Annotated in this window: 21 protein-coding genes and 1 pseudogene; 12 read left to right on the forward strand and 10 right to left on the reverse strand. The window is 64.2% G+C overall.

The features are described 5' to 3' along the window. Positions 1–7 precede the first annotated feature (7 nt). Genes BMW66_RS02145 through BMW66_RS02155 form a run of 3 tightly spaced genes read left to right on the forward strand, consistent with a single transcriptional unit; the run spans position 8 to position 1312 of the window. Entirely contained in the window at positions 8–436 is a 429-nt protein-coding gene (locus BMW66_RS02145) for a YeeE/YedE family protein (RefSeq protein WP_093114999.1), read from the forward strand. Beyond that, positions 436–870, forward strand: coding sequence for a DUF6691 family protein (locus BMW66_RS02150; protein WP_093115000.1), 435 nt, complete (start codon positions 436–438; stop codon positions 868–870). The genes BMW66_RS02145 and BMW66_RS02150 overlap by 1 nt, the downstream gene beginning before the upstream one ends. 10 nt (positions 871–880) lie before the next feature. Continuing rightward, the gene (locus BMW66_RS02155; RefSeq protein WP_093115001.1) at positions 881–1312 is read left to right on the forward strand and encodes a protein tyrosine phosphatase family protein; all 432 of its coding nucleotides are present in this window, start codon (positions 881–883) and stop codon (positions 1310–1312) included. Here the strand turns inward: BMW66_RS02155 and BMW66_RS02160 are convergent, their stop codons facing one another. From BMW66_RS02160 to BMW66_RS02180, 5 genes are all read right to left on the reverse strand, one after another. Further along, on the reverse strand, positions 1313–2467 hold the full coding sequence (locus BMW66_RS02160; protein ID WP_139196106.1) for a flagellar motor switch protein FliM: 1155 nt from the start codon (positions 2465–2467) through the stop codon (positions 1313–1315). A gap of 275 nt (positions 2468–2742) precedes the next feature. Next, complete coding sequence (locus BMW66_RS02165; RefSeq protein ID WP_093115003.1) at positions 2743–5433, reverse strand: ATP-binding protein; 2691 nt, start codon at positions 5431–5433, stop codon at positions 2743–2745. Continuing rightward, on the reverse strand, positions 5433–5702 hold the full coding sequence (locus BMW66_RS02170; RefSeq protein ID WP_093115004.1) for a hypothetical protein: 270 nt from the start codon (positions 5700–5702) through the stop codon (positions 5433–5435). Before BMW66_RS02170 ends, BMW66_RS02165 begins: the two co-directional genes overlap by 1 nt. Then, positions 5699–6067: a response regulator transcription factor gene (locus tag BMW66_RS02175; RefSeq protein ID WP_093115387.1), complete on the reverse strand. Its 369-nt coding sequence runs from the start codon at positions 6065–6067 to the stop codon at positions 5699–5701. The genes BMW66_RS02170 and BMW66_RS02175 overlap by 4 nt, the downstream gene beginning before the upstream one ends. 96 nt (positions 6068–6163) lie before the next feature. Then, the gene (locus tag BMW66_RS02180; RefSeq protein WP_093115005.1) at positions 6164–7462 is read right to left on the reverse strand and encodes a helix-turn-helix domain-containing protein; all 1299 of its coding nucleotides are present in this window, start codon (positions 7460–7462) and stop codon (positions 6164–6166) included. A gap of 219 nt (positions 7463–7681) precedes the next feature. On the opposite strand from BMW66_RS02180, the gene BMW66_RS02185 reads away from it, so the two are divergent. The 8 genes and pseudogenes from BMW66_RS02185 to BMW66_RS02215 all read left to right on the forward strand — a co-directional run bounded on the left by BMW66_RS02185 (position 7682) and on the right by BMW66_RS02215 (position 16038). Further along, positions 7682–9028 carry a substrate-binding protein gene (locus BMW66_RS02185; protein WP_093115006.1) on the forward strand — a complete coding sequence of 449 codons (1347 nt, stop codon included), beginning with the start codon at positions 7682–7684 and terminating at the stop codon, positions 9026–9028. A 138-nt stretch (positions 9029–9166) separates the two neighbouring features. Beyond that, entirely contained in the window at positions 9167–10198 is a 1032-nt protein-coding gene (locus BMW66_RS02190; RefSeq protein WP_093115007.1) for a branched-chain amino acid ABC transporter permease, read from the forward strand. A 3-nt stretch (positions 10199–10201) separates the two neighbouring features. Then, positions 10202–11398 carry a branched-chain amino acid ABC transporter permease gene (locus BMW66_RS02195; protein WP_093115008.1) on the forward strand — a complete coding sequence of 399 codons (1197 nt, stop codon included), beginning with the start codon at positions 10202–10204 and terminating at the stop codon, positions 11396–11398. A gap of 114 nt (positions 11399–11512) precedes the next feature. Then, positions 11513–11881, forward strand: a pseudogene (locus tag BMW66_RS20835) (ATP-binding cassette domain-containing protein); the annotation flags it as partial. 153 nt (positions 11882–12034) lie between these two features. Beyond that, complete coding sequence (locus BMW66_RS20840) at positions 12035–12169, forward strand: ABC transporter ATP-binding protein C-terminal domain-containing protein (protein ID WP_425441304.1); 135 nt, start codon at positions 12035–12037, stop codon at positions 12167–12169. A 12-nt stretch (positions 12170–12181) separates the two neighbouring features. Continuing rightward, the gene (locus BMW66_RS02205) at positions 12182–12937 is read left to right on the forward strand and encodes an ABC transporter ATP-binding protein (protein ID WP_093115010.1); all 756 of its coding nucleotides are present in this window, start codon (positions 12182–12184) and stop codon (positions 12935–12937) included. 73 nt (positions 12938–13010) lie between these two features. Then, entirely contained in the window at positions 13011–14957 is a 1947-nt protein-coding gene (gene acs / locus BMW66_RS02210) for an acetate--CoA ligase (protein WP_093115011.1), read from the forward strand. Positions 14958–15129: 172 nt separating this feature from the next. Next, positions 15130–16038 carry a DMT family transporter gene (locus tag BMW66_RS02215; RefSeq protein WP_093115012.1) on the forward strand — a complete coding sequence of 303 codons (909 nt, stop codon included), beginning with the start codon at positions 15130–15132 and terminating at the stop codon, positions 16036–16038. On the opposite strand, the gene BMW66_RS02220 is transcribed toward BMW66_RS02215, so the two are convergent. After that, positions 15995–16675, reverse strand: a complete 681-nt coding sequence (locus tag BMW66_RS02220) for a thiamine diphosphokinase (protein ID WP_245729301.1) — start codon at positions 16673–16675, stop codon at positions 15995–15997. The genes BMW66_RS02215 and BMW66_RS02220 overlap by 44 nt on opposite strands. Positions 16676–16816: 141 nt before the next feature. Between BMW66_RS02220 and BMW66_RS02225 the strand changes: the two genes are divergently transcribed. Continuing rightward, a complete protein-coding gene (locus BMW66_RS02225; protein WP_245729302.1) occupies positions 16817–18748 on the forward strand; it encodes a prolipoprotein diacylglyceryl transferase in 1932 nt (643 codons plus the stop codon). A gap of 75 nt (positions 18749–18823) precedes the next feature. Here the strand turns inward: BMW66_RS02225 and BMW66_RS02230 are convergent, their stop codons facing one another. From BMW66_RS02230 to BMW66_RS02245, 4 genes are read right to left on the reverse strand one after another with little or no spacing between them, the layout of a single operon-like run. After that, the gene (locus BMW66_RS02230; RefSeq protein WP_093115013.1) at positions 18824–19015 is read right to left on the reverse strand and encodes a DUF3008 family protein; all 192 of its coding nucleotides are present in this window, start codon (positions 19013–19015) and stop codon (positions 18824–18826) included. 44 nt (positions 19016–19059) lie between these two features. Then, positions 19060–19680 (reverse strand): urease accessory protein UreG, encoded by a 621-nt coding sequence (gene ureG, locus BMW66_RS02235; RefSeq protein WP_093115014.1) that lies wholly within the window; start codon positions 19678–19680, stop codon positions 19060–19062. Further along, on the reverse strand, positions 19677–20312 hold the full coding sequence (locus BMW66_RS02240; protein WP_175483151.1) for an urease accessory protein UreF: 636 nt from the start codon (positions 20310–20312) through the stop codon (positions 19677–19679). Before BMW66_RS02240 ends, ureG begins: the two co-directional genes overlap by 4 nt. Before the next feature lie 2 nt (positions 20313–20314). After that, on the reverse strand, positions 20315–20803 hold the full coding sequence (locus BMW66_RS02245) for an urease accessory protein UreE (RefSeq protein ID WP_093115393.1): 489 nt from the start codon (positions 20801–20803) through the stop codon (positions 20315–20317).

Raw genomic sequence — 20803 nt, forward strand, 5'->3', positions numbered from 1 at the left:
ACGCATCATGGAATTGGACTGGATCTGGGGCCTGGTCGGCGGACTGCTGATCGGCACCGGGGGGGCGGTATACCTGCTGGCCAACGGCCGGATCATGGGCGCCAGCGGCATTGTTGGCGGTCTCGTGGACGGCACGGCGCGCGGCGCGGCGGCTTATGAACGGCTCGCCTTTCTGGCGGGGGTATTTCTGCTTCCCATTGTGCTGAAGCCCATTTACCGGCCGTTTGAAACCCATGCCTCCACCAATATCGCTGTGCTGGTCGCGGCGGGTCTTCTGGTGGGCATTGGGACACGCATCGCAAATGGCTGCACCTCCGGGCACGGCGTCTGCGGCATGTCGCGGCTGTCGCTTCGGGGCATTGTGGCCACGGTGTTCTATATCCTGGCCGGTGGCCTGACCGTCGTTCTGTTCCGTCACATGCTGGGGGTGATCTGATGCAACGGTTGATTTTTGCCTTTATCGCCGGGGGGTTCTTCGGCGCGGGCCTGTTCGTTTCGGGGATGACCGACACCGCCAAGGTTCAGGGCTGGCTCGATGTCTTTGGCAACTGGGATCCGACGCTGGCCTTCGTGATGGGCGGCGCGATGATCCCGATGGCCATCGCGTGGCTGTTCACAAAGGGGCGCAGGCCGGTTGTGGGCGGTGACTTCCCGCCCCCGCCCGAACCGCGCCTTGGCCGTAACCTGATCGTCGGTTCCGCACTGTTTGGCGCCGGCTGGGGGCTTGCCGGGCTGTGTCCGGGGCCGTCTGTCGCCTCGCTGTCCTATGGCGGCTGGCCGCATTGGGTATTCTTCGGGGCCATGCTTGTGGGGATGTTCGCCGCCCCGCATGTGCGCGCGCAACTGGACAGGGCTGTCCCTGCCGAGTAAGGAGCCAGACATGGATATTCGTCAGATCACGCCCCGCTTTTCGGTCTCGCCGCAGATCACGGTCGAGGATGTGCCCGCCATCAAGGCGGCGGGCTTCACCACGATCATCTGCAACCGGCCGGATGCGGAAAACCCGCCTCCCCTTCAGGCCGAGGCGATCGCGCAGGCGGCCAGGGCGGCCGGCCTCGATTTCAAGGTGCTTCCGCTGACCCACGAGACGATGACGCCGGACAACGTCGCCCGCCAGCGTGCGGCGATCGACGACTCCTCCGGGCCGGCGCTGGCCTATTGCGCCAGCGGCACACGCAGCACAGTGGCCTGGATTTTGGGCAACGCCGGGGATGTGGATGCCGATGAGCTTTTGTCCGCGGCGGCGCGAGCTGGGTATCAGCTTGGGCAATTACGACCTAAAATTAGTGAGATAGCCGCCAATCGCGGCTGATCAAACCTCCAGATCGTCAAGCGGGGCCGGAAGCGACAGATCGTCGAGTCCGGCCTCTTCTTCATTGCCCGCAGCCCTAGCCCCGGAGAGATCGGGAAGATCGGAAAACCCATCAAAATCAGATAGATCCGGAAGGTCGTCCAGATCTTCGAGACCCTCCGCGCCCGGTACCGGAGCGGTGACAGATGACGTCTCGCCGGTCTGCTGGGAGGGAAGATCGGACAGTTCCGGCAACTCCGGTATCGAGGGCTCGGCACTGGCCGCCTCCGGCGGCAAGGACGCTGCCGCCCCCCCGCCGCCCTGAAGGCGCAGCGCGCGCATTCCGTTCATCTGGCCCAGAACAGCCGGAGTCTCCAGCGGGGTGCCCAACGATTCCAGCGCGCAGTTGCGCGGGGCATCGGCAGCGATCGGAAGCGTCTCTCCGGGCTTGAGCGCCTGCAAGGCTGACAGGGGCAGCGTCACCCGCGTCAACACCGCCTCCAGCGTCGCGGGGGCATGCAGGACGGCGCTTTGCAGTCCGGGGGCGTCGGGTGTGGCCGTGTCGTCCTGTACCGGCGGTTGGGGCTTGCGGTGCGGAAAGGCGATGCGCATCGTGCCCTGTTTCACGCCGCCGCCTATCTCCAGGTGAAGGCTGAAGACATGAAATTCAGGCTCCGCCAGCGCAAGGCCGATCAGGCGCCGTTCCTCCATCATGGCGCCGAAGCGGTAGCCCGTGATCCACAACGCCTCTCGTTCGTCGGAAAGGGTTTTTCCAAGCCTTTCCAGCATGTTGTCGATCAGGGGCGCGGCCAGAGCGGCATCCACCCTGGTGGGGCGACGATCCGCGCCCGGCATGGGCAGCACCCGGCCAATGGTCTGATGCTCCACCAGCGCGGCCATGAAGGGGCGGTCGATCTGCACCATGCCGCCATGCCCGTCCGGCCCGTCGAGCAGCATCAGAAGCGCGGCATCGTCCAGAAGGCCGATCAGATCCTCCTGCCGCATGCGTTCCTGCGCCACGTCACGCGCCGTGATCGCCAGGCCCATAAGGCTGTCAGCCGCGCGGGCCAGAGCCAGGCGCAGCGCCTTGCGCGGCGTCATGGCGCGCGCGAGATGATCCTGTCGCCCTTCGCTGGCCTTGCGCCGGAGCACTGAATTGGAGTGTGGTTGACCCATGTCCTCTGTCACCGCCTTTTGCGGGTGGTTTGAGGCCACACTAGGACAAAGAAGGTTACCATTGCCTTTACCGTATCGCGACGGAAGGGCTGTTTTCCCCGGTTTCCGCCCCTTGCGGGCGAATCAGGTTAACCGCTTGAAATTCCGAAAAAACCACTTTCGGTATAACGTCGGTATTCTGTCGGTATCGCGTCGGTGCCGTTTTGCCGATTTTGCGAAATCGGGGCCCTTTAACAGGGCGCGCGTTGCGTCGCGGGGCGAATGCGCGCGCGGCCCTATTGCGCCGCCATCGACCCGGACGCCGGCAATTCCACCCGAAAGGCCGCACCGCCCTGCCCCGGCAGATAGCTGACCGAACCGCCCAGCCGCAGCATGATCTCACGGCAGATCGCAAGGCCCAGCCCGGCGCCGCCGGCGCGGTGGGCGCTGCTCACGCGGGCGAACTTCTCGAAGACCATCCCCTGCGCGTCGGTGGCGATCCCCTTGCCGTTGTCGATGAAATCCACCACCACGCGGCCCCCGGCGCGCCGCACCTCTATGGTCAGCACCGGCGCCTCGGCATCGCAGTATTTCTGTGCGTTGCCGATCAGGTTGATGAACACCTGTGCCAGCCGCCCCGGATCGGTATGCAGCCTGATCGCCTCCGCCGCCCGGTCGCGCCGGATACGAATGACCGGCCCGCTGACCCCGGTCAGGGCGGTGGCGATCGCGTGATCGAGCACCGTTCCCAGATCGGCGCTCTGCTCACGCAAACTGACCTGCCCGTTTTCCAGCACGCTCAGATCCAGCAGATCGTCGAGAAGCCGGGTCAGACGGATCGCCTCGTCATGGATGATGGTGGCGTATTTGTCGCGCGCGCCCGCGCCCAGCCCGTCCTCGCGCAGGATCTCTGAGAAGGCGCGGATGGAGGTCATGGGCGTGCGCAATTCGTGGCTGATCTGGCTGAGAAAGGCGTCCTTCTGCACCGAGATTTGGGTCAGTTTCTCGTTGGCCTGCCGCAACTGCCGCGCGGTGCGGGCGAGTTCCTCGGATTTCGCCTCGAGCTGACTGGAATGTTCCATGATCTGCGCGGTCTCATTGGCCACGGCCATCAGATCCTCGACCGACACCGACGCGCCGCCGGTGATCTGCCCGATCATCGCGTGCGCCGTGGCGGTGCCGACGGAGCCGGCCAGTTCCCGCTCCAGCACATCGAGAAAGCGCGCGTTCGGCTCGGGCAGAACGCCGCTCATGCCCTGTTTGCGCGCCTCGCTCTCGAACAGGGCCTGCGCCTCGCGCGCACCGATGATGCGCTGCGCCATGACCATCAGGTCCTCGGCCTGCGCCTTGCCCCCGGCCCAGCTTTGCGGGCGGGAGCTGTGTTCGAAGATGTTGACGAACTGCGCGCCCTGAAGCCGCTCCAGCGGCGAGGGAAAGCTGACCAGAGAGCCGACGAAGAACGCCAGCGTGTTGAGCGAGATCGACCACAGGATCGCATGGATGAGCGGGTCCATCCCCGCGATGCCGAAGAACGCCTCCGGGCGCAGCCAGCCCAGCCCGAAGGGCCCCTCCGCCATCAGATCGGCGGGAAGGATCACACCGGCCCCGAAGCTGGGCAGCAGCAGCGCGTAGACCCAGATCACAAAGCCCACAGACAGCCCGCAGAAGGCGCCCACCCGCGTGGCGCCGCGCCAGAACAGCCCGCCGATGAGCACCGGCAGGAACTGCGACACCCCGGCAAAGGCGATCAGCCCGATGGAGGCCAGCGCCGTGCCCCCGCCGGAGAAGCGGAAATAGAGATAGCCCAGCCCCACGACCCCCGCGATCGACACCCGCCGCGACAGGATCACCACGTGGCGCACATCGCCCGAGACCATCGCACCGCCGCCCGTGGCCCGCAGCCAGATCGGCATGACGATATGGTTCGACACCATGGTCGAAAGCGCGATGGCCGCGACGATGACCATCGAGGTGGCCGAGGAAAAACCGCCGAGAAAGGACAGCATCGCCAGCGCCTCCTGCCCGGTGGCAAGCGGCAGGGTGAGCACGAAAAGGTCCGGGTTGGCGCCCTCGGGCAGGATCTCCAGCCCCATGACCGCGATCGGCACCACGAAAAGGCTCATGACCATCACATAGGCCGGAAAGGCCCACGAGGCGGTGCGCAGGTGGCTTTCGTTGTCGTTTTCGACCACCAGCACCTGAAACATGCGCGGCAGGCACAGGAAGGCGGCCGCCGACAGGAAGATCAGACCCGCCCAGCGACCGCCCGCCATCTGCCATGTGCCGATTTCGGAGGCGTCGATCCGGGCCAGGGTCTCGCTCATCCCGCCGGCCACGCCCCAGACCACGAAGACGCCAACCGCCAGCAGGGCGAAGAGCTTGACCACCGCCTCCACCGCGATGGCCATGACCACGCCATGGTGACGTTCGTTCACGTCGAGGTTCCGGGTGCCGAACAGAATGGTGAAGAACGACAGCCCCACCGCGACCCAGAGCGCGGTCGCGCCATGGTCGGGCGCGGTCTGCCCGGCGGCCTGCACATCCGAGAACACCTCGAAGCTGAGCGTGACCGATTGCAGTTGCAGAGCGATGTAGGGCGTCGTGCCGATCACCGCCAGAACCGTGACCCCCACCGCCAGCATGTTCGACTTGCCATAGCGCGAGGAAATCATGTCCGCGATGGAGGTGATCCGCTGCGACCGGCCGATCCGCACCAGCCGCCGCAGCACCCACCACCAGCCGAACATGACCAGCGAGGGGCCGATATAGATGGTCAGGTATTCCAGCCCCGAGCGCGCCGCGTAACCGACCGCGCCGTAGAACGTCCATGCGGTGCAATAGATCGACAGCGACAGCGTATAGACCACCGGAGAACGCAGCCACCCCCCGCGCCCGCGCATCGCGGCGCGCTCCGCGGCGAAGGCGACGACAAAGAGAAAGGCCACATAGATCAGGCAGACCGCGATAAGGATGTTGAGCGGGGCCATCAGGCGCCGTCCTGCCCATCGTCCGTGCGGCCTTCACCCCGCGGCATCAGCCGGGTGAGCAGCGCGCTCACCACGATCAGCCCGGCCCAGACCGAAAAGATATAGATGATCGCGTCGGACGTCCGCACGGTCCCCTCGCCCTCCAGCGGCCAGAGCAACGGCACCGCCCAGAGCAGTGCGCCGACCACCGGCAGCGCCCGGATCATGTCGGTCAGTCGCCGCCGCCGGTAGGACCGTCGTTCGAGGAAAAGCGCGGGTCGGTCGGTCATACCGCCACCAGTTCGCGCACGGCGTCGAGCACATCGGCATTTGAAAAGGGTTTGGTCATGAACCGGCTCACACCGGCGCGTTCGGCCATCTCGCGGTCCTTGGTCTGGCCACGGGCGGTCAGCATCAGGACCGGAAGGCCGCGTGTCGGCTCCGCCTCGCGCAGCTCGCGCAGGATCTCGAACCCGCTCTTGCCCGGAAGCATGACATCAAGGATCAGAAGATCCGGTGCGTGGGCGGTCACCTTGTCCACCGCGTCATGGCCGTTCGCATGGGTCGCCACCGACCAGCCGTCGCGTGACAGAATGAAGCTGATTGCTTCAATGATATTCGGCTCGTCCTCGATCAGAAGAACACGCTTGCCCATTCCGATAATCTCCTCCCCGATGATCGTTGGTCGCATTTTTGGCGCGTCTCCCCACGCGCCGGATCAGTCTAAGGGGGCAGTGTCGCAAAATCCACGTCAAATCCCGTCCACGAGGATCGACGGCTCGCGCCGGCCCGGGCACTCCTCCACCGGGCAGACCCGGCAACTTGATCCCACGAGCGGTGCGCCGGGCTGGACCGCCCCCCGCGGCACCAGCAGCATATAGGCGATATGCAGGGGATCGTGATCGAAACTGGCCGGGCCGATCCGGTCGCTCATCGCATAGGCGTCGAAAGCGCGCGGATCGCGCCCGGCAAAGGTCACGGTGCGACGGATCGGGGTCTGCGGACGGCTCAGGGCGCTGAAAAGCGGCCATTTCGGGCAGGCGGCGCTGAAGCGGGGCAGATCGAAGCCGGCGATCTGCTTGCGAAACACAAGCGTGCCGGAGCCGTCGCATGTGACCAGACCCACGGGGGCGGGCATGACCTCGTCGGGCATCGCCGCCAGCCGCCGGAACACCGCCACCGGCGGCACGGAAAAGCGGCGCGAAAGGGCGGCGGGGTCGATCCCCACCTCTGCGAGCGTCGCCGCCATCTTGTCCAGCGGCATCGCCTGCGCATCGGCGCGGTAAAGCCGCAGCGCGGTCTGCGCAAGGCTGCGCGCCGCCGCGGTGTCAAGCCCGGTCGCCTCCTCCACGATCGCATCGGGGGACGCCTGCCCGGTCTCCAGCTCCGGCAGGTGATACCCGCGCGCGGCCATCATCTGCTCGACCTCCTCCTGCGGAGAGGTCAGCGACGCGCCGGCATCGCCCGCGCCGTCGAGATAGGCCACAAGGCGGCGGCTGCTTTCGGCCAGACGGGTCGCATCCTCATTGATATTGCGGTGAAAGCGGCCCCGCCATTCCGGCTCAAGCTCGGGCGTTTCAGCCAGGATCGCGGCGGTGGAGCGCACCGCCGTCACCATCGAGAGCACCTCATGCATAGACCCGGCCAGATGCGGGTCATGGGTCAGCCGGTCGGTGAGCGTCGTCACCGTGTGCTCCAGCGCGCCTATCCGGCGGTGCCCCTCCGCCAGAAGCGCGGCCCAGCCGGGAAATCGGCCGGCGAATTCATCCACCCGTTCAAGTTCCGGCTGCGCATCGTCCGCATCGGCGGCCGCCTCGCGCAGATCGGCGATCAAGGCCGCCTCCGCGCCTTCGCTCAGAAGCGAGGGTTCCACCCCCAGAACATCGGCAATCCTCAGCAGCAGCTTGCCACCGATTCTGCGCCGGTTGTGTTCGATCAGGTTGAGATAGGAGGGCGAGATACCCACGGCCCGCGCCAGATCGGCCTGCCGTATACCGGCCATGCTGCGGCGTTCGCGGATGCGGCTGCCTGTGATTGTGTCGCGCGCCATGACATTTCTCCGGTCTTATCAACGGCTTTCTGCACTGCCGAAAAATTAATTTACAGTATACTATAGTAAACTGTTCAGTTATTTACAAAATAATTGTTATCCTGAAAGAGGTTATTGCCTCATTTTCGAAAAGCCCGCGATAATGGCGCTGCACATCAAGTGCCTGTGACCGGCGGAAAAGAGGAGCCGCCGATCACATCTCATAAAAGGGAGGATTACATGTCCAAGACCACTCTGACACGCCGTGGCGTGCTGAAGTCGGGCGCCATCGCGGGCGCCGGCGTCGCACTACCCACGATTTTCACCGCCAGCTCGGCCGCCGCCTATATGAATGAACCCACCGGCAGCTCCGTCACGCTTGGCTTCAACGTGCCCCAGACCGGCCCCTATGCCGACGAGGGCGCCGACGAGCTGCGCGCCTATGAGCTTGCCGTCGAGCATCTCAACGGCGGCGGCGACGGCGGGATGATGAACACCTTCAGCTCCAAGGCGCTGAAGGGCAACGGCATTCTCGGCAAGAAGGTGGAATACGTCACCGGCGACACGCAAACCAAATCGGACGCCGCGCGCGCCTCTGCCCGCTCGATGATCGAGAAGGACGACGCCGTCATGATCACCGGCGGCTCATCTTCGGGCGTGGCCATTGCCGTGCAGGGCCTGTGCCAGGAGGCGGGCGTGATCTTCATGGCCGGTCTGACCCATTCCAACGACACCACCGGCAAGGACAAGAAGGCCAATGGCTTCCGCCACTTCTTCAACGCCTATATGTCGGGCGCCGCGCTGGCGCCGGTGCTGGAACAGCTTTATGGCTCCGACCGGAAGGCCTATCACCTGACGGCCGACTATACCTGGGGCTGGACGCAGGAGGAATCCATCGTTGCCGCCACCGAGGCGCTCGGCTGGGAAACGGTGAACACCGTGCTGACCCCGCTGGCCGCGACGGATTTCTCGTCCTATATCGCGCCGGTTCTGAACTCGGGCGCCGACGTACTGGTTCTCAACCACTACGGCGGGAACATGGTCAACTCGCTGACGAACGCCGTGCAGTTCGGTCTCAAGGAGAAGACGGTCAACGGCAAGAACTTCGAGATCGTCGTGCCGCTTTACTCGCGCCTGATGGCGCGCGGCGCGGGCGAGAACGTGAAGGGCATTCTCGGCTCGACCAACTGGCACTGGTCGCTTCAGGACGAGGGCTCCAAGGCCTTCGTGAGATCCTTCGGGGAGAAATACGGCTTCCCGCCGAGCCAGGCGGCGCACACCTGCTATGTGCAGACGCTGCTTTATGCCGACGCGGCCGAACGCGCGGGCACCTTCAACCCCTGCGGCATCGTGGAGGCGCTCGAAGGGTTCGAGTTCGACGGGATGGGCAACGGTCCCACGCTCTATCGTGGCGAGGATCACCAGTGCTTCAAGGACGTGCTTGTCGTGCGAGGCAAGGAAAACCCTGAAAGCGAGTTCGACCTTCTGGAAGTCGTCGAGGTGACCCCGGCGGCGCAGGTGACCTACCCGGCTGATCACCCGATGTTCGACGGCGGCGAACTGGGCGAGTGCAACCCGGGCAGCTGATCGCCACAGGAGTGACGGGAAATGTCTTTCACTAGAATTTCCCGGGCAGATTTCTAAGCTGGAAATCTGTTTCTTCTTACGGGGATGCGCCGGACCGACAGTGGGCCGGCGCATCCCCTAACTCGCACGGTGGGGACCATGGACGCAATCATCCTGCAAATTCTGAACGGGCTCGACAAGGGCTCTGCCTATGCGCTGATCGCGCTTGGCCTGACATTGATTTTCGGCACGCTTGGCGTGGTGAATTTCGCCCACGGGGCGCTTTTCATGATCGGCGCCTTCTGCGCCGTCACACTCAGCCGGATTCTCAATTTCAGCTTCGAGACCATCGACCCGGGAAAGACCGACTTTCTAGGCAATCCGGCCACGGTCGAGACGGCCTATCTGGAACATTGGTTCGGCCCCGAGGTGGGCGGTGCGATCATCGACTGGTCGGTGCCTCTGGCGATCCTGTTCTCGATCCCGGTCATGCTTGTGGTCGGTTTTGTGATGGAGCGCGGCTTGATCAAGCATTTCTACAAGCGCGAACACGCCGACCAGATCCTCGTGACCTTTGGTCTTGCGATCGTGCTTCAGGAAATCATCAAGTATTTCTACGGCGCCAACCCGATCCCCACCCCGGCGCCCGATGCCTTTCGCGGCAGTCTGGATTTCGGTGTGCTTCTGGGCTTCGATCCCAACGCGATCATCTATCCCTACTGGCGGCTGGTCTATTTCCTCTTTGCCGCGGTGATCATCGGGGCGGTCTTTGCCTTCCTGCGATTCACCACCTTCGGCATGGTCGTGCGCGCGGGCATGGCCGACCGGGAGACGGTGGGCCTTCTGGGTATCAATATCGACAAGCGGTTCACCATCATGTTCGGTATCGCGGCGGCGGTCGCGGGCATGGCGGGCGTGATGTATGCGCCGATCAATTCGCCCAACTACCACATGGGGATGGATTTTCTGGTGCTGAGCTTCGTCGTGGTCGTCGTCGGCGGCATGGGCTCTCTCCCCGGCGCGGTGCTGGCGGGGTTCCTGCTCGGAATTCTCGAAAGTTTCGCGTCGATGAACGAGGTGAAGTCGATCCTGCCCGGTATCGACCAAATCATCATCTACCTCGTTGCAATTATCATTCTGCTCACCCGTCCGCGGGGCCTGATGGGCCGCAAAGGCGTGATGGAGGGATAGGCCATGCTCGGACTGAATAGAAAAGACTTCCTGCTGTTTCTGGTGGTGACCTTCCTCGCGCTGTTCGCGCCCATCCTGCTCAACCCCTTCCCGGTGGGGAGCGCGATGGCGCAGTTCAACGCGGGCTATCCCGACCTGATGCAGCGTTTCGTGATCTTTGGTATCTTCGCCATCGGATTCAACATCCTTTTCGGACTGACGGGCTACCTGTCGTTCGGACACGCGGCCTTTCTCGGGGTCGGAAGCTATTCCGTCGTCTGGATGTACAAGCTGCTCGACTACAACATCCTGCCGGGGCTGTTTCTGGCGATAGTGGTCTCGGCCGTCTTCGCACTGCTGATCGGCTTCATCTCGCTGCGCCGGTCGGGGATCTATTTCTCGATCCTGACGCTGGCCTTCGCGCAGATGAGCTTCAGCCTCGCGTATTCGGTGCTGACCCCGATCACCAATGGCGAGACCGGCCTTCAGGTCTATACCAGCGATCCGCAGATCCTGATGTCGGGATTCTCACCAAGCAGCCCCCATCTCTTCGGGCTGGTGATGAACGATTCGTCGTATCTGAAATTCGGGGGGTGGGAGTTCACGTTCAACAACGGCTACTACCTCTGCGCGGTGGTTCTGATGGTCGCCTTCTATCTTTCAATCCGCATCTTCCGGTCTCCCTTCGGGCTGATGCTGCGGGCGGTGAAATCGAACCAGACCCGCCTCAACTACACCGGGTTGAATCCGCGGCCCTACACGCTCGCGGCCTTCGTGATCTCGGGCATGTATGCCGGGCTCGCAGGCGGGCTGATGGCGGCGATGGACCCGCTTGCCGGGGCGGAGCGGATGCAATGGACCGCCTCGGGCGAGGTCGTGCTGATGACCATTCTGGGCGGGGCCGGTACGCTGATCGGGCCGATCCTGGGCGCGGGCTTCATCAAGTATTTCGAGAACATCTTCTCGAAGATCAACGACTCGATCCTGCACAGCTGGTTCGCCTTTCTGCCCGACGGGCTTGAGGATGCGGTGGTGTTCATCATCCATCCCTTCATCGGCAAGGGCTGGCACCTGACGCTCGGTATCCTGTTTGTGCTGGTGGTCGTGTTCCTGCCCGGCGGGTTGGTGGAAGGCGGACAGCGCATCGCGCGGCTGTTCCGCCGCAAACCGGCCGACAAGACAGACAACGACACATCCGCCAAAACCGATCCCGCGGAATAAGGAGGCACACCCATGGGTATTCTCGAAGTCAAGGACGTGGGCAAACGGTTCGGCGGGTTGCAGGCGCTGGGGGACGTGAATCTCAGCGTCGCAGAAAACTCCTGCCATGCCATCATCGGACCCAACGGCGCGGGCAAGTCTACGTTGCTCAATGTCTTGGTCGGCAAGCTCACCCCCGATACCGGGTCGGTGATGTTCGACGGGCAATCGGTGCTGGGCCTTTCGGCCCACAAGATCAACCAGATGGGTATAAGCCGGGTGTTCCAGACGCCGGAAATCTTCGGCGCGCTATCGGTGCTGGAAAACATGATGATCCCCTGCTTTGCCAAGCGCGACGGCTCCTTTCGGATGCATGCGATCGAGAACATGATGCGCGAAAAGGACATCGTGGACTGGGCGGACCGGATCCTCGCCGACGTGAACATGGCCGACAAGCGGCACATGCACGCGGCCTCCATGTCGCGCGGCGACAAGCGGCGGCTTGAGATCGCTATGTGTCTCGCGCAGGAACCGCGGCTTCTGCTTCTCGATGAGCCGACCGCCGGGATGGCCCGCGCCGATACCAACAACACCATCGACCTGCTCAAGCAGATCAAGTCGGAGCGTGACATCACCATCGTGATCATCGAACATGACATGCATGTGGTGTTCAGTCTTGCCGAGCGGATCACCGTTCTCGCGCAGGGCTCGCCGCTGGTCGAGGACACGCCCGAGAACATCAAGGGCCACCCCAAGGTGCGCGAAGCCTATCTTGGCGAAGCGGCGGCATAAGGAGAGACTGCGATGAACGTCAAACCGGACTTTTCGAAGGGCCGCAATTACGCCGAAACCGCCCCCGCCTTCCTCTCCGTTTGGAACATGGAGAGCTATTACGGTGAGAGCTATATCGTGCAGAACATCTCTTTCAACGTGCATGAGGGCGAGATTCTTGCGCTTCTGGGCCGCAACGGCGCGGGCAAAACCTCGACCCTGCGATCCATCGCGCGAATGCTCAGCCCGCAGGTCACGCATGGCGAGATCTGGCTTGACCATCAACCGCTTCACACGATGGTCAGCCATCAGGCCGCGCAGGCCGGTATCGGCCTCGTGCCCGAGGATCGCTCCATCATCTCTGGTCTGACGGTTGAGGAAAACCTGCAACTTGCGCAGATCGCCCCGCCTGTCGGCTGGTCGATCGACCGTCTTTACGAACTGTTCCCCCGTCTGGGCGAGCGCCGACGTCAGGACGGGGTGACGCTTTCGGGCGGGGAGCAGCAGATGCTCGCCATAGCCCGAGCGCTGGCGCGGGACATCAAGGTGCTGCTGCTCGATGAACCTTATGAGGGGTTGGCTCCCGTGATCGTGGACGAGATCGAGAAAACACTCCGCATCATCAAGGAACAGGGCATCACCACCGTGATCGTCGAACAGAACGCGGTGCGCGCGCTGGAACTGGCCGACCGGGCCGTGATCCTCGACACCGGGCAGATCGTTTTCGATGGCACCGCCGAAGAAGTGCTTGAAAACGAAAGCCTGCGCGCGGAGTATCTGGCCATCTGATCAGGACCGCCCGCGGCGCCCCGTCCGGGGGCGACGGGCATACCATCCAAGGCTGACGAAAGGACTTGCTGCAATGACATCTCCAACCTATCCCCCGTCCGATGAGATGATATCCAATGCCCATATCGACGTGGCGAAATACGATGAGATGTATGCGGCGTCGCTGTCCGATCCGGAGGGATTCTGGTCCGAGCAGGGCAAGCGGATCGACTGGATCAAACCCTACACCCAGATCAAGGATGTGTCGTTCGATCTTGGCAGCGTGGCGATCAACTGGTTCTCCGACGGCACGCTGAATGTCTCGGCCAACTGCATCGACCGGCACCTGAAGGATCGCGGCGATCAGACCGCCATCATCTGGGAGCCGGACGATCCAGAGGACACCGCGCAGCACATCACCTATGCCGAACTGCACCGCCGCACCTGCCGCATGGCCAATATCCTCGAGGATCTGGGCGTGCGTCGCGGCGACCGGGTGGTGATCTACCTGCCCATGATCCCCGAGGCCGCCTATGCGATGCTGGCCTGCGCGCGCATCGGTGCCGTTCATTCGGTGGTTTTCGCCGGCTTCTCGCCCGATGCGCTGTCCGCCCGTGTGAACGGCTGCGATGCCAAAGTGGTGATCACCGCCGACGAAGCCCCGCGCGGCGGGCGCAAGACGCCGTTGAAATCCAACTGCGACGCCGCGCTTCTGCATTGCAAGGACAGCGTGAAATGCCTTGTCGTGAAGCGCACCGGCGGGCAGACCACATGGATCGACGGGCGCGATTTCGACTATAATGAAATGGCGATGGAAGCCGACGATTATTGCAAGCCGGCCGAGATAGGGGCGGAAGACCCGCTCTTCATCCTCTACACCTCCGGCTCCACCGGCCAGCCCAAGGGCGTGGTGCATACCTCGGGCGGCTATCTCGTCTATGCCGCGATGACGCATGAGATCACATTCGATTACCATGACGGCGACATTTTCTGGTGCACCGCCGATGTCGGCTGGGTCACCGGGCACAGCTATATCGTCTACGGCCCGCTGGCCAATGGTGCCACCACGCTGATGTTCGAGGGCGTTCCGACATGGCCAGACGCCAGCCGCTTCTGGCAGGTCTGCGAGAAGCACCGCGTCACCCAGTTCTACACCGCGCCGACGGCAATCCGCGCCCTGATGGGCCAGGGCGACGAGCCGGTCGAGAAATGCGACCTGTCATCCCTGCGCATCCTCGGCACCGTGGGCGAGCCGATCAACCCCGAAGCCTGGACCTGGTATAACGAGGTGGTGGGAAAGGGACGCTGCCCGATCGTCGACACGTGGTGGCAGACCGAAACCGGCGGGCATCTGATCACGCCGCTGCCCGGCGCCCATGCCACCAAGCCGGGCGCGGCGATGAAGCCCTTCTTCGGGGTGCAGCCGGTGGTGCTCGACCCGCAGACCGGCGAGGAGATCGCTGGCAACCCCGCCGAGGGCGTGTTGGCGATCAAGGACAGCTGGCCGGGCCAGATGCGCACCGTCTGGGGCGATCACGCCCGTTTCGAAAAGACGTATTTTTCCGACTACAAGGGCTATTACTTCTCCGGCGACGGCTGCAAGCGCGACGCGGATGGCGATTACTGGATCACCGGGCGCGTGGACGATGTGCTCAACGTCTCGGGCCACCGCATGGGCACCGCCGAGGTCGAATCCGCCCTCGTCGCCCACCCCAAGGTCGCCGAGGCCGCAGTCGTCGGCTATCCGCATGACATCAAGGGACAGGGCATCTACTGTTATGTCACGCTGATGAACGGGGTGGAGCCGACAGATGATCTGCGCACCGAACTGCGCCAGTGGGTGCGCACCGAGATTGGCCCCATCGCCAGCCCCGATCTCATCCAATGGGCCTCGGGCCTGCCGAAGACCCGCTCCGGCAAGATCATGCGCCGCATCCTGCGCAAGATCGCCGAGAACGATCATGGCTCGCTTGGCGACACGTCGACCCTTGCCGACCCTGCCGTCGTCGACGACCTTATAGACAACAGGATGAACCGCTGAACGACCAGCGGCGCACCGGCGCCCCAAGCAGGCGACGGGCAACCCTCCTGCCGGGCCATCCCCTTGGGATCGGCCCGGTTTTTCCTTTCCATCCCCAAAGTGACGCCAAGTCACGTCACGTGGGTCGCGCTCCGTGATTGCGCCCCTGCCCTCTTCTTTCTAACGTCGGATCATGGCTCAGGATCGTCCCCTTCTCGGCATCTCTCTCATGCTGCTGTTCTGTGTGCTCGCGCCGTTTGGGGACGCGCTGGCCAAGATACTGGGGCAAAGCGTACCGCTTGGCATGGTGCTTGTGGTCCGCTTCGCGGTGCAGGCGGCGATTCTCATTCCCGTAATCATGATGACCGGCCGGATCTGGCGGGTGCGGCGGTCGGTCTTTCATCTCATTCTGCTGCGCACGGTGCTGCATATCATCGGTATCGGCGCGATGTTCACCGCCCTGCGCTATCTGCCGCTGGCGGATGCGGTGGCCATCGCCTTCGTCATGCCGTTCCTGATGCTGCTGCTGGGCAAGTTCGTGCTTGGCGAAGAGGTCGGGCCGCGTCGCCTGATCGCCTGCATCGTCGGATTTGCCGGCACGCTCATGGTGATCAAACCCAGTTTCGCGGACGTGGGCTGGCCCGCGCTTCTGCCGCTCGTGGTGGCGGTGGTCTTTTCGCTCTTCATGCTGGTGACGCGCCACATCGCCAAGGAGACCGATCCCATTGGCCTTCAGGCGGTGTCGGGCGTGATGGCAACGGTCTTGCTCGTTCCGCTTGCGCTCTGGGGGGATCTCAACGCGATTCCGGAATTGCAGTTCATCCGCCCCGACGCCCAGAGCGCGCTTCTTCTGATTGGCATTGGTCTGCTCGGCACATTCGCGCATCTGGTGATGACATGGTCGCTGCGCTACGCGCCCTCGGCCACGTTGGCACCGATGCAGTATCTTGAAATTCCCTTTGCCACGCTGATCGGCTGGCTGATGTTTGCCGACCTGCCCGACGGGCTGGCGGCGGCGGGGATCGTGATCACGGTCGCCTCGGGCCTTTATGTCGTACTCAGGGAACGGGCCATGAGCCGGGTTGCTCCGCAAGTGCCCTGACTGCCAGTCCGAGGCTGTCGCGCGGCAACATCACCAGCATTTTCGGCGCGGTGAACCCGATCTCCACCGGCCCGGTGACCCGGTTCGACGTCCCTACCCGCCCATCGGGGGTGAAGGTCAGCCCGGCGATCGGCCATTGAAGCCCTTCGGAAAACCCCTCCACCGCGCCCATCGGATAGAGCGACAGCCGCGTGCCCACCTGCGGCGCCATCCGAAACAGCGGTGGCCCAAGGAACACCAGATCCTGCGCGCCCAGCAAGATACAGCGCCGCCCCGGATTGCGAACCAGCACATTGAACGCCGCCAGAAAGTGATCCATCCGTGCCCCGGTGAATCCCACACCCAGCACGAGCGGCGCCGCAATATGGCGCAGCGCCTTGTCGAAATCGGTGCTTTCCTGTTCGTCGATCCGGTGAATTCGCTCCGGCGGCAGCCCCGCCTGCACGGCGCGGTCGAGCGAATCCATGTCCCCGATGACCGCCTCGGGCACCTGCCCGCACGCAAGACACATCACCGCGCCGCCATCGGCCGCCACCAAGCGTGGTGCGTGTTTGAGGCAAAGATCGAGATCATGCTCTCCCATCTCCCCGGCCCCGGCAAGGGTGACTGGTTCGACACTACGAACAATCTCTGGCATTTCACCCTCATTTGCCGCATTTCAGGAAACAGACCACAATTCGGCCCTGAAATGATACCCTGTCAGGCACAGAATCGGTCAGCTTTCGACGCCTGCCCCGTGATATAGAAGCCCTTGCACAGTTCAAAGGACGCACATCCGATGGTTACGAACAACAAGGTTTTGACGGTCTCCTACGGCACCTTTTCCTGCACGCTGGAAGGGTTCGACGAAAGTTTCGAGACCATGAAGGCAATTGCAGAGTATTTCCGCGACCTGGCCGCGGACGACCGATATTTCGGGGCTGAGCCGCCCGTGCCGGATGCGGAAATGCTCACCCGAATCGCGGAACGCGAAATTTCCCGCAAGGTTGAGGCCCGGACCGAACATGGCGCCATTGTGCTGCGCGCCGGTATGGCGGAAACACCGCCCGCTCCGATGACGCCGGGCGTTTCAGCTGGAGAGGCCGAGCCCGAATACGGCGCAGTCGCCGAGCCGGAACCCGAATTGGAGCCGGAGGCCATGGCAGAAGCCGAGCCGGAGCCCGAAGTGGAGCCGGAAGCCGTGGCAGAGGCCGAGTCGGAGCCCGAAATGGAGCCGGAAGCCGTGGCAGAGGCCGAGCCGGAGCCCGAAGCGGAGCCGGAAGCCGTGGCAGAGGCCGAGCCGGAGCCTGAAATGGAACCGGAGGCCGTCGCAGAGGCCGAGCCGGAGCCCGAAGTGGAACCGGAAGCCGTGGCAGAGGCCGAGCCGGAGCCCGAAATGGAACCGGAAGCCACTGCCGCGAAAGAAGAAGACGACGACAACTCCATCGCGGCGAAGCTGCGCCGTATCCGTGCCGTCGTCTCCCGTGCCGAAGCACAGAGTGGGGAGGAGTATTCCGAGGACGAACACGCCGAGGACTATGCCTCTGAGTCACAGGACATTGGCGCCACCGGCGCCGCAGTCCGGGCTCCGATTGATGATCTGGGGGACGACAACTCGGCAATGGATATCGTCGAGACCCGGGATTTCGAGGATGAGACCGCCACGGCGGCCCCCGTCCGCGCCCGTGTGATCCGCATGAAGCGTGCCGATTTCGAGCGTGCGGTGGCCACCGGACTTCTGGACGAGTCAGCGGCCGACGCGGCCGAAAACACAGCCCCCCCTGCGCCGGACAGCACCGAGGCCACGTCCCTTTCGCCCGAGGAAGAGGCCGACCTGATGGCCGAACTGGCCGAGGTCGAGGCCGAGTTGGACACCGGCCCTGAAGACGAGTCGGCCGATCTTCGCGACGACGCGGACGACGCCCCGGAGGACACAGCCGAAACAAGCGAAATGGACGAGGCTGCCGAGGCGGACGACGAGACCGCCCCCGTGGACGAGGAAGAGGCCACGACGCAGCCAGCCCCGCGCCTGCCTGAAAACTCAAAGGAAGGCGACGATCTCGGCCGTATCCTCGCGCAGACCAACCGCCAGCTTGATGAGCCTGAAAGCACCCGCCGCCGCAGCGCCATCGCACATCTGCGTGCTGCCGTGGCCGCAACCAGGGCCGAACGCCGCGCCGGAGGCGAGGACGCCGCCAACAAGCGCGACGCCGCGGAGCCCTATCGCTCGGATCTGGCGGAGGTGATGCGCCCCGCCCGGCCCAGCCGTCCGACGCGCGAAGGCCGCGGTGAAACTCGGCGCCCTGACCGGGACAACAGTGAAGCGTCGCCACTCAAACTGGTGGCCGAACAGCGGGTGGACACCACGCAGCCGCAGGCCCCGGTCCGTCCGCGCCGTGTCGCCGCCGCGCGGCCTGTGCCGAGTGAATACGAGAGCGCATCCGCCAGCAGCTTTGCCGACTATGCCGAATCGATGGGGGCGGAAGGGTTGCCCGACCTGCTTGAAGCGGCGGCGGCCTATCTGTCCTATGTCGAGGGCCACGACCAGTTCTCACGCCCGATGCTCATGCGTCTTGCCCGCGAAGCGCATGATGCGGATTTCAACCGCGAAGACGGGCTGCGCAGCTTTGGTCAGCTTCTGCGGCAGAACAAGATCGAAAAGATCGCGGGCGGACGTTTCACCGTCTCGGAGCAGATTGGCTACAAGCCCGAGGATCGCGCCGCCGGCTGATCCCCATATATACGGTTCATGCGAAACGGCGCTCCCCTTGGTGGCGCCGTTTCGTCTTTTGACGCTGACTGATGATCAGTCATCGCCTTCCACCTTGTCGGGCAGATCCTCGCGTGGGGTCGATGCGAAATCTTCCAGTTCCGCCTCACTCATGCTTTCGAACATATCTTTCGCGGCCCCCTTCAAGCTGGATTTCTCCGCTTCACCGCGTTTGACCGCCAGTGCGGCACCGGCGGCCTGTTGTTGAGCTTTCGACTTTGCAGGCATTGGGGGTGTCCTTTCCATCAGGCCGGGATGACCCCTGATGCGGCTCAGGCGCCAAGACCCCCCTCACGTTCTATGAACGCGGCCACCGCGTCAATGCCGTCGCCGCGGCGCAATTCGGCCAGCACGAAAGGCCGGGCGCCGCGTGCGGCGCGGGTGTCTTCCTCCAACAGGGCCAGGTCCACGCCCACATACGGCGCGAGATCAATCTTGTTGACCACCAGCATATCGGATTTCGTCAGCCCCGGCCCGCGCTTGCGCGGGATGTCCTGCCCGGCGGCGGTGTCGATCACATAGATCGTCAGATCCGCCAGTTCCGGGCTGAAGGTCGCGGCCAGATTATCGCCACCCGATTCGATCACGATCAGGTCGAGATCGGGAAACGCCGCAGTCAGATCGTCAATCGCCGCAAGATTTATACTGGCATCCTCGCGGATCGCGGTATGCGGACAGCCGCCCGTTTCCACCCCGCGAATACGTTCCATCGGCAAGACCTGCGCGCGCATGAGCGCCTCGGCGTCCTCGCGGGTGTAGATGTCGTTGGTGATCACCGCCATCGACAGGCGCGGCGCCAGCGCGCGCGCCAACCCTTCGGTCAGCGTCGTCTTGCCCGCGCCCACCGGGCCACCGATCCCCACCCGAAGCGGGCCGTTTTGAGACTTGCTCATGTGCGAAAAATCCTCACGTCCATGGTTTCATGCCGCATCGCCGCCAGATCGGCGGAAAGCGCCGCGTTTGCAAGGTCGTCCGGGCCGGCGTCGGCGGCAGCCCCGGCCAGTTCCACGATCAGCGGTTGCAGGGCGGAGATCACCCGCTGCCCCTCACTCTGGCCAAGAGGTACATGGCGCACCGCGATAACCGCCAGATTGGTCACAAAGCCTTGCAGATAAAGCGCCGCCACCTCTGCGCGCCGCAAGTTCAGCCCCGCCGCCGCCCGACCCAGCACCAGCGGCAAGGGACCGGCCTCGACCGGCGGGCCACCGACCGCCGACACGCAGCGCGCCATCGCCCGACCCTGGTCGAGCGTTTCGCCAAGCCGCTCCGCACTCGGTTGCAGCGCACGCGCATGGGCATCGAGTGCCCGCGTATCGGCCCCTGCTCTCAGCGCGAGGCACAGCAGCACCGCATCCTGCCAGCCCGCGCCGAAGCGCAGGATATTGCCCAGCCACGCCTCAAGGCTGGCCCGGTCGTGCACGGTGCCGCTGGCGATCTCCTGCTCCAGCCCATGCGAATAGGCGAAGGCCCCGGTGGGAAAGGCAGGCGAGAGCCATTGCACCAGCGTCAGATGCGCGGGGGTCAGCATCAGGCGGGATGTGGGTGCGGGTGGTGATGATCGTTGTGCCCGCCGTGATCGTGGCCCATGGTCCGTCCCTTGCCATAGGCGCCGCCCTCGGGCCGGAACGGCCCGGTCACCGGCCGCAGACCCGCCCCCAGCCGTGTCAGCATCGCCTCGATCACATGATCGCGGCGGATCGTCAGGTGATCGCCGCACATCTGGCAGGGCGTGTGCCGGTTGCCGATATGCCATGCCAGCCGCGGCAGATCTCCGGTCACCTCAACCAGATCCTCGGGCGCGGCCTCCACCGCTATGGCGCGCCCGTCATCGAGCGCGAAGCCCCAGTAATCGTCAAGATTCGTGACCTCTCCAAGATCGACAAGGAAGGCCAGACCGCCCGTCGTCACCAGACGCTTGCGCCGCAACAGGCGCTGATCGTAGTCGAGCGCCACAACATCGGCTACCTCGGGCGAGGCGTCCGGCAACAGACGGCGGGCAACGGGCAGGTCGGTCAT

This window comes from Salinihabitans flavidus (assembly GCF_900110425.1).
Classification (GTDB): domain Bacteria; phylum Pseudomonadota; class Alphaproteobacteria; order Rhodobacterales; family Rhodobacteraceae; genus Salinihabitans; species Salinihabitans flavidus.